Genomic DNA, 12,472 nt, shown 5'->3' with positions numbered 1-12,472 from the left:
AAAATTTTTCTTACTACTCGAAACTAAGCGTCTTTTTCACAACCTCTGGTTCACGGTGTTCCAGAAGTAGCTTCTTTGAAATAAGCTGAAATTTCACAAAAATTTAAGAAGCAATTTTCGTCAATTCCTTCTTATTTCTTGAAGCTGACCACTTCTGTCACAACCTCTTTCTTACTTCTTACGTTCATATTTCATATGATAGATCAGTAATAGAAGCAAGAACCACACAGGTGTCAGTAATAAAGCGATTCTCGTATCTTTTCCTAGGAACAAGACGACACACACAAAGGCCATATAAAGAAAGACCAAATAATTACTCAATGGATACAGCGGCATTTTAAATGAATGTGCTTTTTTGCCGATGATACTTTTACGATATTTCATATGCGTGTAGACAAGCATACTCCAAATAAACAAGAAACAAGTAGTGGCAATACTGCTTACGAGTGTGAATACTTCACTAGGCATCACGTAATTCAAGATAACCGAAATGAAAATAACGATCGTAGAAAATGTCAAAGCATTTCCTGGAACATGATGTGTTGTTAACTTCTTGAATTTTTTAGGAGCACTGCCTTCTTGTGCTAAAGAACGAAGCATACGTCCTGTACTGTATATGGCGCTGTTGCAGGCAGAAGCTGCTGCACTTAATACGACTAGATTGATCAAGGATGCAGCAATCGTGATCCCAATTTCCGAAAATACCTCTACAAATGGACTATTATCTGGATTCAAGCTATTCCATGGATAGATGGCCATAATGACAAAAAGAGAACCTAAGTAAAATAAGATGATCCTGATAGGAATATTATTGATAGCTTCCGGCAATACTTTTTCAGGATTTTCTGTTTCCCCAGCGACTAATCCAACTAATTCGATCCCAGCAAAAGCAAAGGTCACCATTTGGAAAGCCAAGATGAATCCTTTGGCACCAGTCGGAAAGAATCCGCCATGAGACCATAGATTCGTGATGCTGGCTGTGCCAATATCTGTCGTATAATGGGTGAGGATCATATAAGCACCTACGAGGATAAAGGCAATGATCGCTACAACCTTGATCAAGGCAAACCAAAACTCTAATTCACCAAACAACGAGACAGCCACCATATTCAAGCAAAGAAGAAGACCTAATGCAATCAGTTCAGGAAGCCACTGAGGAACACCAGGTGCCCAGTAGCGTACATACATCCCGATGGCTGTTAAATCTGCCATTGCAATCGATACCCAGCAGAACCAATACGTCCAACCAGTAATGAAAGCCGCTTTTTTGCCAAGATATTCTGCAACAAAATCCAGAAAAGAATGGTTATTAGTGTTTGATAACAGAAGTTCGCCTAACGCACGCATAATGAAAAAACAGATGCATCCAGTGATGAGATAGGCGAGCAATATCGAAGGGCCAGCTAGCTGGATAGACTTTCCGGAACCTAAAAACAGCCCCGTTCCAATCGCTCCGCCAATAGAAATCAGTTGGACATGTCTATTTTTCAGTCCACGCTGCAGTTCTTGCTCTTCATTCATTTTTAAATCATCCTAACTAAAAAAGTTTATATTACTTCCATATTAAGAGAGTTTTCTGAAAAACACAACTAAGATTCCAAAATTTTCAGAAATTTACCTTTTACGAGTAGGCGCAAAAAAAGAACTGCGGTAAACACCGCAGCTCTCTGTCCCAATCAGCTATTGATCCTAAGCATTTAAAATACGTGAAAGGAACTCTTTTGTACGTTCTTCTTTCGGATGGACAAAGATATCTTCTGGTGTACCTTCTTCTGCAATCACACCTTTATCCATAAAAATGACACGGTCAGATACATCTTTTGCAAATTCCATCTCATGCGTCACGATAAGCATCGTCAAGCCAGTATGTGCTAAGTCTTTGATCGTATTAAGCACTTCACCAACCATTTCAGGGTCTAACGCCGAAGTAGGTTCATCGAATAACAATACATCTGGATTCATCGATAATGCTCGAGCAATTGCGACACGCTGCTTCTGCCCGCCAGACAATTGTGCTGGTTTAGCTTCGACATAACGATCCATACCAACTTTTTCCAGATTTTCGATTGCTACTTTTTTGGCAGTTTCTTTATCTCGTTTCAGGACAGTTGTTTGTCCAGACATACAGTTTTCCAAGACGTTCATATTATTGAAGAGATTGAAGGATTGGAAAACCATACCTAGATTCGTTCGATATTTAGGTAAATTATATTTAGGAGCTAATACATTTTCTCCATTATAAATGATCTCGCCGCCTGTTGGTTTTTCTAGTAAATTGATACAGCGCAAGAAAGTAGATTTACCAGAACCAGAAGAACCGATGATCGTCACAACTTCGCCTTTGTTGACTGTCACGCTGATATCTTTCAATACTTCATTTTCACCGAAGCTTTTTCTTAGATGGTTGATTTCAATAATTTTTTCACTCATGATTCTTCCTCCTTATTCCTGCAAATTTGAATTGTCGATTTCTTCAAGCTTTGTGTAAGCAGAAGGGCCATCGATTTTCTTTTCTACCGCACGCAGGATTCTGGTGATCGTAAAGGTCATGACTAAGTAGATGATCCCGACGATCGTAAATGTTTGGAAGAATTGGAAATTCGCACCGGAAGCAGAGTTCCCTTGGAAGAACAAATCAGCTACGCCGATTACACTTAAAACGGCTGTATCTTTGATATTGATAACAAATTCATTCCCCGTTGCCGGCAAGATATTCCGTAAAACTTGTGGAATAACAACTTTTCTCATCGTTTGGCCATGGGTCATACCAATGGCTTGCGCAGCTTCGAACTGTCCTTCATCTACTGCAAAAATTCCCCCACGGACGATCTCTGTCATGTAAGCTCCAGTATTGAGAGAGACGATAAACAAAGCGGCAATCGTTCGATTCAACGAAATACCAAAAGCGAGTGCCAGACCGTAGAAGATGACCATTGCTTGTACCATCATCGGTGTTCCGCGGAATATTTCGACATAGATAGAAAGAAGTGCATTTCCGATTTTTTGGAAGAAGCGAGTCAGTGCATTTCCTGATTCAGGTACCGAACGGAAGACACCAATCAGTAATCCAAGTGTGGTACCGACAACTGTCCCGATCAATGCGATGAACAAGGTAAGTCCAGCACCTCGTAAGAACATATTGCCGTATTGTTTCCAAATCGTAGTGAAGTCAGAAATGATGCCGGGTTTTTCTTCACTATCAGTTGCAGCAGGCTGGTCTTTGACTGCTTGGTCCATGATTTTTGTTCGTTCATCGTTAGAAATGCCAGAAAGAATCTGGTTTACTTTTTGGATATCCGGGTCGCCTTTACGCATACCAACAGAAATCTGAACATCTTCCGGGTTTGTCTGGAAGCCATCTGCACCGCTGAATTCGAGCATTTCCAAGTCTTTGTTCACACTAGTTGCTGTTACACCTTCCGGACGTTCGCTGACATAACCATCGATCATTCCAGAAGCTAACGCTGTTCTCATGGCTGAGAAATTATCCATTGCTTGTTGTTTCTGCACATCCGGTATCTGATCGATCACAGTATAGTGGAATGTATTTAACTGAGCAGTGATCTTTGCTCCAGAAAGATCTGCTAAACTTTTTGCCTTTGCGTATTTGCCATCTTTCTGGACTACTACTACTAATTGGGATTCATAATAAGGATCGGTAAAATCAATTTCTTTTCGTCGTTCAGCAGTAGGGCTCATTCCGGCGATGATCGCATCGATCTTGCCTGATTGAAGAGCAGGAGCCAGACCATCCCATTTTGTTTGGACGATGACTAATTTTTTCCCTAAACCATCTGCTACTTTTTTAGCGATTTGAACATCATAACCGCCGGCGTAACTATTTTGGCCTTGGATTGGCAAGGCGTTATTCTCATCTGTTTGTTGAGACCAGTTGAAGGGTGCATACCCAGCCTCCATACCTACGCGAAACTCATCGCTCGGTGTTTTTTCATCTGCATTTGCCAGAGATCCCACACTGAATAGTGAGAAGACAAAAGCAAATAGTACGGCAACTGAAACCATATTTTTTTTCATTTTTTTCTCCCTTTCTGATTATATGATACACGAGCGGTCTAGATGAAATGCGGTAAAGCTTTATCTGAAAAAATAAAAAGCGACCGATTTATAGATATAAAAAGGCCGCTAAAATTCCATAAGGTGATAAACCTCTCACAAAACATAGCGCAACTTAGCATCACTGCTAAGACAGTCCGCAAGCTCTTAACTTGCGTCCCAACATACACTTCAAGCAAAAAAGTGTACATTTCGGCGATCCTCCCTATTCCTGCTTCTCCATGTTTGCTTCACTCCACAGGGTTAATGATTCTCGCGACCTCTACCTCATTGATTGAGGCATCTCGTATTCAGTTATTTATACAAAAAAGTTTACGATACTCGAGAGGCTTTGTCAATCTATAACTGCTGTTTTTTGAAAAAATACTGATAAATATAGAAAACTTTACTTTTACCGAAAAAACAATCACAATGTGAATCATCTATCCATTACAAACGATAGTATAATTATACACAAAAATGTATGTAACACAATAAAAAAAGAACTGAAACAGAAAATTTCCTGCATCCAGTTCCACCTCGATTATTTAAGCAGCCGCTTTCTTTGGCTCACGTCCTAGGATCGCTTGCAAAAGAACAACGACACCGTAAATGGCTAATATTAGATAAATCAAACTTGAGTATTGGGTGATTCCCCAGCCCCATGTTCGATAAACGGCTAATGTAATGGCTAAAACAATGGCGGCAATCACGTTGAATAAAGCAAAAGCCCAAAGATTTCCGTTTTCTTTGCGTACAAGGTAAAAAACAGAGAAATAAACACTTAACGCTAACCAGGCGATGCAAGCCAGAATAACGCCCCAGTAAATAAAGAATGGTAACATATCGATTCACCTCACTTTTATACAGCAGTATTGTAACACGTTTTCATTCTTTTGTCAGTGAAGATTGTGATAAATTGTTCAAATGTCCCTCGCACTTTTTTATTCCTATTTTTCACACTTTTCAACAATAAATTTGTTTGAGTATGGGCTATAATGGAAAGTGAGGTGACAAAACATGAAACAAGGAACAGTAGACGAAGCAGCAAAAGAGATATTGACTCATCAGAAAATCACGTTTTTGACCGGTGCTGGGGTATCCACACCTTCTGGAGTGCCAGATTATCGATCACTGACAGGAATCTACCACGGAATGGAACAGCCGGAATACTTGCTGAGTCATCAAGCAATGGTAAATGAACCAGATAAATTCTATCAATTTGTCAAAAAGATTTATCATCCTGAAGCAAAACCAAATATTATTCATTTAGAAATGGCACGTTTAGCGAAAGAAAAAAATGTCTGGGTCGTTTCGCAAAATATTGACGGGTTGCACGCAAAAGCTAAAAGCCCGCAACTCGTCAATTTTCATGGAAGTTTGTATCAATGTCATTGTCGAAAATGTAAGCAAACAGTAGACTGGAAAGAATATCTTCACAGCGACAAACATCAAGCATGCGGCGGACAAATACGCCCAAACATCGTGTTATATGGTGAAGGATTCCAAGATGAAGTCATTGAGCAGGCGGCTTACGCCGTCAGCCAAGCAGAGCTGGTCGTCATTGTTGGAACGAGTTTTCAAGTTCATCCATTTTGTGATCTGGTACAATTTCGCCAACCGTCAGCCAAAATTTTAGTAATCAATCAAACGCCTGTTTATTTAGCGGAACCTTATACGTTTATTCAGGAAGACGGAGCGGTTGTTTTCAAAAAAATACAAGAATTAGGAGTAGACTATGACTGAATTCAAAACAGAAAAAGAAAAAATGATTGCAGGCGAGCTTTATTTTGCCAATGACCCTGAGCTGGTTGCCGACCGTATGTTTGCAAGAAGTCAAAGCCAAATCATCAACCAGGCCGAATCAGCGGAACTGCGATCCCAATTGTTGAAAGAGACATTTGGTCGTACAGGGAAAAAAATCTATATGGAGCCAGTTATCAATTTTGATTACGGATATAATATATTTGTCGGTGAGAATTTTTATGCAAATTTCAACTGTACATTTTTAGATGTCAGCACAATCGAAATCGGTGATAACTGCATGTTCGCTCCCAATGTCCAGCTGTATACGGCAACACATCCATTACATCCAGTGAAACGTAACAGTGGTTTGGAGTATGCAAAACCCATAAAAATCGGTGATAATGTTTGGTTAGGCGGAGGCGTTATCGTCACGCCGGGTGTCACACTAGGAAACAATGTAGTGGTCGGCGCAGGTTCGGTCGTGACCAAATCTTTCCCCGACAATGTAGTGATTGCAGGAAATCCTGCTCGTATCATCAAGACAGTAGAGGAAGAACCGTTAGAAGAGTCTCTTGAAACATTACGTCAAAAGATCGATACGATCGATCGAGAATTAGTTGCTTTATTAGAAAAAAGAATGGATACAGTAACTAAAATAGGACAAGTAAAAAAAGAAGGAAACCAAGCAGTTTATGATGAAAAAAGAGAGCAGCAAGTATTGGATAAAGTGGCTAAACTGCTGAAAAATAAGGGATACAAGGAAACAATAACAGACACATATGTTGATTTGATGAAACACTCGCGCGAATACCAAAACAAAATGAAGGAGGAATAAGTGTGATCGAAGGAGAGGCACGGCGAAAACAAATCATGCAAACCTTGGCAAATACAGAAAAACCAGTGAGTGCTAGCAAGTTTGCGAAAACTTTTGGAGTCAGCCGTCAGATTATTGTCGGTGATATTGCTTTACTACGAGCGGCAGGTAAAAGTATTGTGGCAACAGCAAGAGGTTATATCCTTGAAACAGAAGAAACCAATACTGGACATATCAGTAAAATCGCGGTCCAGCATGGAAAAGATCAAACAGAAGAAGAGTTGAGACTCATCGTTGAAAATGGCGGTGAAATCATTGATGTGATCGTAGAACATCCGCTTTATGGTGAATTAACAGGCACGTTGCACATTAAAACACCACAAGACATCGATTCATTTATGAGACGTTATCAAAAAAGCAATGCTTCTTTATTATCCGAACTCACAGGAGGAATCCATCTGCATACGATCCGCTACCCAGAAAAGCATATGCTGAAAACGATCAAGCAAAAACTAGCTGAAGCAGGTATCTTGTACGAAGGATGACAAGCTCCATAAAAAAATAACACCGAAGAACTGGCGGAATTTAAACGCCAGTTTTTTTATTTTCAAGAAAAAGCAGTTCTTTTTGTTTAAGTAAACTGTTCTATACTTTTTAACAAGTCAGAAAAAAGGAGATGTTCAAGATGGACACTGATAAACAGAAAGAACAAAAAATCAGCTTATATATTGACAAAGGATTGGAATTTGATCAGTACAAAGAAAAACATTACACTAATTATTTAACTGCTATAACAGATACTGTGTTTAAGCATGCACCACAGATTTCTGATAAGAACATTCAACAGCAATTCTTTGAAAACTTTACGGCATATCTTTCCCCTGAAACAAAAGAATGGGCTTTATGGGAGGATTTCCAAAAGGTTAGCAGAAAGTTTGAAGAACTTAAATTAGAGAATATCTGTAAAAATCTGAATATAACTTTTGATAGTGAATCAATTGATTCTGAAAAGAAAAAATTTGATGATTATTTGTACAACTTTAGAGGACAAATAGCCGTGGAAGTAGCGAAAGCAAGTCCGGTGGTTGAGTTGAACCTTTACTATGATCCAGAATTTTTACATGCAATGGATGCAGCTGATGGTGGTGTGGATGCTACTGAATTAATAATGATAGTAGAAGATTGGCAAGAAAGTGTGTACGAGATGGAATGTAACATTGCTAATGGAGTGGAAGGAAGCTACTCTAGTCAAGTACTCCGATATGTATATCACAACAATGAAGGATTAGAGGGGAAGATTTATTTATATAACGAGCAAAAAGAGTTCGTTGAAAAGATGCCTTGGGAAAGAGACGAAGATCTTGCTACGGTGTGGCAAGAGGAATGTCAAACAACGTGTCTTACACTAGCTCCAACTCAAGTAGCTAAGAAGGAACCCACCCAACAACTAAAAGACCTATCCAATGAGCAAAAACATTCAGTGATCACTCGGCAACAAGAGGCTTCTGATACAAAGGCAGAACGTGAGACTCCGCTGGAAAACATCAATTTTGCTACATCAGAACAGACAAAGCCTTTCTCGAAAGAAAGAGATGAAAGCATAGACAAGAAAGATGATAAAAAGATGTATATGGATAGGAACCCTGAATTATGGAAAATATCTGTCAACGACTTTGGCATGGACCTAAGACCAGTGGGACAGTCGACTCAGTCAAAAGGGTTATATCCAAACAAGTCAGCGCAACTAACTGATTTAGCTTCTCGCCATCACCAAAAGCCGCTGTCAGATTTCGTAACAGCAGCTAATGTACAACATAAAGCGGATGATCAATTAAACAATCGGCAACAAAATGGTCCAACAAAACAAAACGTGCGTATGAATACACGAACAGAAAAACCGTTGGTAAAAGTAGATTCTTGGGAAAATAGAGAGGGATTGAAGCAAGAGACAGATAAAAATCAAGGGAAGAAGCGAGTGGGACAGTTAATAAAGTCATGGGAAAATCGGCAAGACAGTAACTCAGGACAGGTTCTAGACAATCGCACCCAAACAACGGGCATAGCAACACTAAATTCAAGAAAACAGAGGTTAAACCAACTCCAAGAAGGCGCAACGAAACATAAAAGCTATCTTTTAGGAGATAAAAAACATATAATCCCCAATAAAAATTTATCTCTATCCAAGACACAGCCGTATGCTGAATTTTGATTTTAGTAATTTTGATTTCAGTCAGTGACAAAACATAAAAAGGGAAGTGACGATTTTCTGTCACTTCCCTTTTATAAAGCTTTCTTATGCCATAGAATCGAAGGATCAATCCAAGTCTCTACTCGATCACCAATACGCCTTCTTTTAATGCAAATGGATTTTGATCGTTGATGTGGTCATAGAACATCACACCGTTGATATGGTCGATTTCATGTTGAACGACGATCGATTCATAATTCTTCAAACGAATCTTGTGTTTTTCACCATTCATATCATAATAAGACACAGTGATTTTGGCATGGCGAACGACATATCCTGGTACTTCTCGGTCAACAGATAAACAGCCTTCACCTTCCCCTAAACAAGCATCTTGAACAGAATGGCTCAAAATTTTAGGATTATACATAACAGTACTTAGAGAAGGTTCATCTACCTCTGGGTCTGCACTTGGTACGTGAACAGCAATGATTCTTTTAGAAATATCTAATTGAGGTGCAGCTAAGCCAACACCGCCTCGTAAGTGCAATTCTTCAGCTTTGATTGGATCTTGGCTGTTTTTTAAGAACTCAAGCATCTCTTTTCCTAAAGAGATATCTTCTTCGCTTAATGGAAGAGAAACTTCTTCTGCTACTTCGCGTAAGGTCGGATTTCCTTCACGAATGATATCATCCATTGTAATCATGGAATATGTACCCCTTTCTTAAAAGACTATATTCAAGTCTATTTTCGCATTATAGTTTACCACAAAAATGGAAAAGTAGTAGTAAGATTGTTTGAAAACTACTTTTTCTTAATGATTAACCACTTGATTTCCAGCCCGGTTTCAGGTAAAGTATAGCTGTGTGCTCTAGGCGCACGGCCTGCCACTTGGTTAAGCGAATCACCAACGTTTTACTCAGTCGCAGGGGAATAATCGAAAGAGGTGAAAGAAATGGCAATTTCAAAAGAACGCAAGAATGAAATCATCAACGAATATGCTCGCCATGAAGGGGATACTGGTTCTCCAGAAGTACAAATCGCTGTATTAACTGAAGAAATCAACCACTTGAATGAACATGCACGCGTGCACAAAAAAGACCATCATTCATACCGCGGCCTAATGAAAAAAGTTGGTCACCGTCGTAACTTGTTAGCTTACTTACGTAAAACTGACGTTCAACGTTACCGCGAATTGATCAAACGTTTAGGCTTGCGTCGTTAATTTTAGTCAAAAAGAGTGGGATTCACATGAATCTCACTTTTTTTACTCGTATATCAATTAAGCAAAATTCCGTGATCAAGCTAGATGGACTCCTACTAACCAAATGAAAGCTGCTCAAAAAACGGCTTTCAGCAGTTTTCATTTGTTTAGTAGCGTCTTGCTTTCACGAGAAGGAAAAGGAGAAGTTATGTCAGAAAAACAAGTATTCAAAACGACATGGGGCGGCCGTCCCTTACAAATCGAAGTCGGTCAGCTAGCAAAACAAGCAAACGGAGCCGTTTTAGTCCGTTATGGAGATACAGTGGTCTTAAGTGCAGCTGTGGCCTCTAAAGAAGCAAAAGATACAGACTTTTTCCCATTAACGATCAATTATGAAGAAAAAATGTATGCAGCAGGGAAAATCCCTGGAGGTTTCATCAAACGAGAAGGTCGTCCAAGTACGGAAGCAACATTGACTGCTCGTTTGATCGACCGTCCGATTCGCCCGATGTTTGCGGAAGGCTTCCGTAATGAAGTCCAAGTAACGAACATCGTGATGAGTGTAGAAACTGACTGTTCACCAGCTATGGCAGCGATGTTAGGTTCTTCTTTAGCACTATCGATCTCAGATATTCCATTTGATGGTCCAATCGCAGGTGTAGAAGTTGGTCGTGTAAATGGTGAGTATGTCTTGAATCCAACGGTAGAGCAAGCAGAACAAACAGATATCGAATTGACTGTTGCTGGTACGAAACAAGCGATCAACATGGTTGAAAGTGGCGCGAAAGAAGTTTCAGAAGAAGACATGCTTGGTGCATTACTGTTTGGTTTTGACGCTATCAAAGAATTAGTTGCTTTCCAAGAAGAAATCGTTCAAGCAGTAGGAAAAGAAAAAATGGAAGTCACTTTACTGCAAGTTGATGAAGTATTGAAAAAAGAAATCTTTGATGCTTCTTACGCTACAATGAAAGCAGCAGTAATGACCGAAGAAAAACTTGCTCGCGAAGAGAATATCGAGCAAGTGAAACTCGATATTCGTGAAGCTTACGCTGAAAAATTTGCAGGTCACGAAGATGAAGATCACTTATTGAAAGAAGTCAAACAAATCACGGAAGATCTGGAAAAAGATGTCGTACGTGAATTGATTACCATCGATAAAATCCGTCCTGACGGGCGTAAATTGGATGAAATCCGTCCATTGTCATCAGAAGTCAGCTTATTGCCACGTGTACATGGTTCAGGATTGTTCACACGAGGACAAACACAAGCTTTATCTGCTTGTACACTCGCACCTTTAGGAGAGCACCAAATCATTGACGGTTTAGGGGTTGAAGTCAGCAAACGATTCATCCACCACTACAATTTCCCTCAATTTTCTGTTGGTTCTACAGGACGTGCAGGATCTCCAGGCCGTCGGGAAATCGGACATGGCGCATTAGGAGAACGTGCATTGGCACAAGTAATCCCTTCAGAAGAAGAATTTCCTTATACGATCCGCTTGGTAGCAGAAGTATTGGAATCAAATGGTTCTTCTTCCCAAGCAAGTATCTGTGCTGGCACGTTAGCATTGATGGATGCAGGAGTACCAATCAAAGCACCTGTTGCCGGTATTGCGATGGGACTTGTTTCTGATGGTGAGAACTATACGATCTTAACAGATATCCAAGGGTTGGAAGATCATCTTGGCGATATGGACTTTAAGGTTGCCGGTACAAAAGATGGGATCACTGCTTTGCAGATGGATATCAAGATCCAAGGAATCACAGAACAAATCCTAACTGAAGCATTGACGCAAGCAAAACAAGCACGTATGGAAATCTTAGAAGAATTGACTTCAACGATTGCTGCTCCACGTGAAGAATTAAGCCAATATGCACCAAAAATCGAAATGATCCAGATTGAACCTGCTAAAATCAAAGACGTCATCGGTAAAGGCGGAGACACGATCAATGGAATCATCGATGAAACGGGTGTAAAAATCGATATCGATCAAGATGGAAAAGTAAGTATTGCTTCTGCTGATGCAGAAATGATCAAAAAAGCCATCAAGATCATCGAAGATCTGACAAAAGAAGTCAAAGTCGGTGAAGTTTATCTAGGGAAAGTTGTCCGTATCGAAAAATTCGGTGCATTCGTCAACTTGATCAAAGGAAAAGATGGACTTGTCCATATTTCTCAATTGGCAAACGATCGTGTCAATAAAGTCGAAGATGTTGTTAAACTAGGTGATGAGATCCTTGTGAAAGTAACTGAAATCGATAAACAAGGACGCGTAAATCTGTCAAGAAAAGCAATGTTGAATGAAGATGGTTCAACGAAAAACGAAGCAAAATAATTTTAATTCTTATGAATATTGTGTCTTGTGATCAAGAAATTGGCAGGAGAACAACAATTATTCGAAAAGAGGGGACTGTGACAGTTTTTTGTCACAGTCCTTTTTTTGCGAATAAACGGTGTTCAAAAGCTTGCA

11 protein-coding genes and 1 riboswitch are annotated in these 12,472 nt (G+C 39.7%); of the genes, 6 read left to right on the top strand and 5 right to left on the bottom strand.

From position 1 onward, the window contains the following. Positions 1-171: 171 nt before the first annotated feature. From HMPREF2988_RS10180 to HMPREF2988_RS10165, 4 genes are all read right to left on the bottom strand, one after another. Positions 172-1,521 (bottom strand): amino acid permease, encoded by a 1,350-nt coding sequence (locus HMPREF2988_RS10180; protein WP_002293445.1) that lies wholly within the window; start codon positions 1,519-1,521, stop codon positions 172-174. A 168-nt stretch (positions 1,522-1,689) separates the two neighbouring features. Continuing rightward, entirely contained in the window at positions 1,690-2,430 is a 741-nt protein-coding gene (locus tag HMPREF2988_RS10175) for an amino acid ABC transporter ATP-binding protein (RefSeq protein WP_002293446.1), read from the bottom strand. A 12-nt stretch (positions 2,431-2,442) separates the two neighbouring features. Continuing rightward, entirely contained in the window at positions 2,443-4,035 is a 1,593-nt protein-coding gene (locus HMPREF2988_RS10170) for an ABC transporter permease subunit (protein ID WP_002293447.1), read from the bottom strand. A 137-nt stretch (positions 4,036-4,172) separates the two neighbouring features. Then, positions 4,173-4,347, bottom strand: a riboswitch (Lysine riboswitch). A 254-nt stretch (positions 4,348-4,601) separates the two neighbouring features. Continuing rightward, positions 4,602-4,898: a hypothetical protein gene (locus HMPREF2988_RS10165; protein WP_002293448.1), complete on the bottom strand. Its 297-nt coding sequence runs from the start codon at positions 4,896-4,898 to the stop codon at positions 4,602-4,604. A gap of 175 nt (positions 4,899-5,073) precedes the next feature. Between HMPREF2988_RS10165 and HMPREF2988_RS10160 the strand changes: the two genes are divergently transcribed. The 4 genes from HMPREF2988_RS10160 to HMPREF2988_RS10145 all read left to right on the top strand — a co-directional run bounded on the left by HMPREF2988_RS10160 (position 5,074) and on the right by HMPREF2988_RS10145 (position 8,822). Then, positions 5,074-5,799 (top strand): NAD-dependent protein deacylase, encoded by a 726-nt coding sequence (locus tag HMPREF2988_RS10160; RefSeq protein WP_002315553.1) that lies wholly within the window; start codon positions 5,074-5,076, stop codon positions 5,797-5,799. Then, entirely contained in the window at positions 5,792-6,634 is an 843-nt protein-coding gene (locus tag HMPREF2988_RS10155; protein WP_002293450.1) for a chorismate mutase, read from the top strand. The genes HMPREF2988_RS10160 and HMPREF2988_RS10155 overlap by 8 nt, the downstream gene beginning before the upstream one ends. A 2-nt stretch (positions 6,635-6,636) precedes the next feature. After that, positions 6,637-7,158 (top strand): transcription repressor NadR, encoded by a 522-nt coding sequence (locus HMPREF2988_RS10150; protein WP_002341084.1) that lies wholly within the window; start codon positions 6,637-6,639, stop codon positions 7,156-7,158. Positions 7,159-7,298: 140 nt separating this feature from the next. Then, entirely contained in the window at positions 7,299-8,822 is a 1,524-nt protein-coding gene (locus HMPREF2988_RS10145; RefSeq protein WP_070770582.1) for a hypothetical protein, read from the top strand. Between the two features lie 118 nt (positions 8,823-8,940). Here the strand turns inward: HMPREF2988_RS10145 and def are convergent, their stop codons facing one another. Beyond that, a complete protein-coding gene (gene def / locus HMPREF2988_RS10140) occupies positions 8,941-9,504 on the bottom strand; it encodes a peptide deformylase (RefSeq protein ID WP_002293455.1) in 564 nt (187 codons plus the stop codon). Between the two features lie 249 nt (positions 9,505-9,753). Here def and rpsO point away from each other — a divergent pair, with 249 nt between their 5' ends. Next, positions 9,754-10,023 carry a 30S ribosomal protein S15 gene (gene rpsO / locus HMPREF2988_RS10135; protein WP_002289282.1) on the top strand — a complete coding sequence of 90 codons (270 nt, stop codon included), beginning with the start codon at positions 9,754-9,756 and terminating at the stop codon, positions 10,021-10,023. 187 nt (positions 10,024-10,210) lie between these two features. Further along, a complete protein-coding gene (gene pnp, locus HMPREF2988_RS10130) occupies positions 10,211-12,337 on the top strand; it encodes a polyribonucleotide nucleotidyltransferase (RefSeq protein ID WP_002309766.1) in 2,127 nt (708 codons plus the stop codon). Positions 12,338-12,472: the final 135 nt, after the last annotated feature.

Source organism: Enterococcus sp. HMSC061C05 (genome assembly GCF_001814765.1).
GTDB lineage: Bacteria > Bacillota > Bacilli > Lactobacillales > Enterococcaceae > Enterococcus_B > Enterococcus_B lactis.
Note: the sequence above shows the minus strand (reverse complement) of the source record. Positions and strands in the feature narration are given on the sequence as shown.

Bases quoted from the DNA above. Each gene is read 5' to 3' on its own strand.
- HMPREF2988_RS10180 (WP_002293445.1), bottom strand. From the start codon at position 1,521: ATGAATGAAGAGCAAGAACTGCAGCGTGGACTGAAAAATAGACATGTC.
- HMPREF2988_RS10175 (WP_002293446.1), bottom strand. From the start codon at position 2,430: ATGAGTGAAAAAATTATTGAAATCAACCATCTAAGAAAAAGCTTCGGT.
- HMPREF2988_RS10170 (WP_002293447.1), bottom strand. From the start codon at position 4,035: ATGAAAAAAAATATGGTTTCAGTTGCCGTACTATTTGCTTTTGTCTTC.
- HMPREF2988_RS10165 (WP_002293448.1), bottom strand. From the start codon at position 4,898: ATGTTACCATTCTTTATTTACTGGGGCGTTATTCTGGCTTGCATCGCC.
- HMPREF2988_RS10160 (WP_002315553.1), top strand. From the start codon at position 5,074: ATGAAACAAGGAACAGTAGACGAAGCAGCAAAAGAGATATTGACTCAT.
- HMPREF2988_RS10155 (WP_002293450.1), top strand. From the start codon at position 5,792: ATGACTGAATTCAAAACAGAAAAAGAAAAAATGATTGCAGGCGAGCTT.
- HMPREF2988_RS10145 (WP_070770582.1), top strand. From the start codon at position 7,299: ATGGACACTGATAAACAGAAAGAACAAAAAATCAGCTTATATATTGAC.
- def (WP_002293455.1), bottom strand. From the start codon at position 9,504: ATGATTACAATGGATGATATCATTCGTGAAGGAAATCCGACCTTACGC.
- rpsO (WP_002289282.1), top strand. From the start codon at position 9,754: ATGGCAATTTCAAAAGAACGCAAGAATGAAATCATCAACGAATATGCT.
- pnp (WP_002309766.1), top strand. From the start codon at position 10,211: ATGTCAGAAAAACAAGTATTCAAAACGACATGGGGCGGCCGTCCCTTA.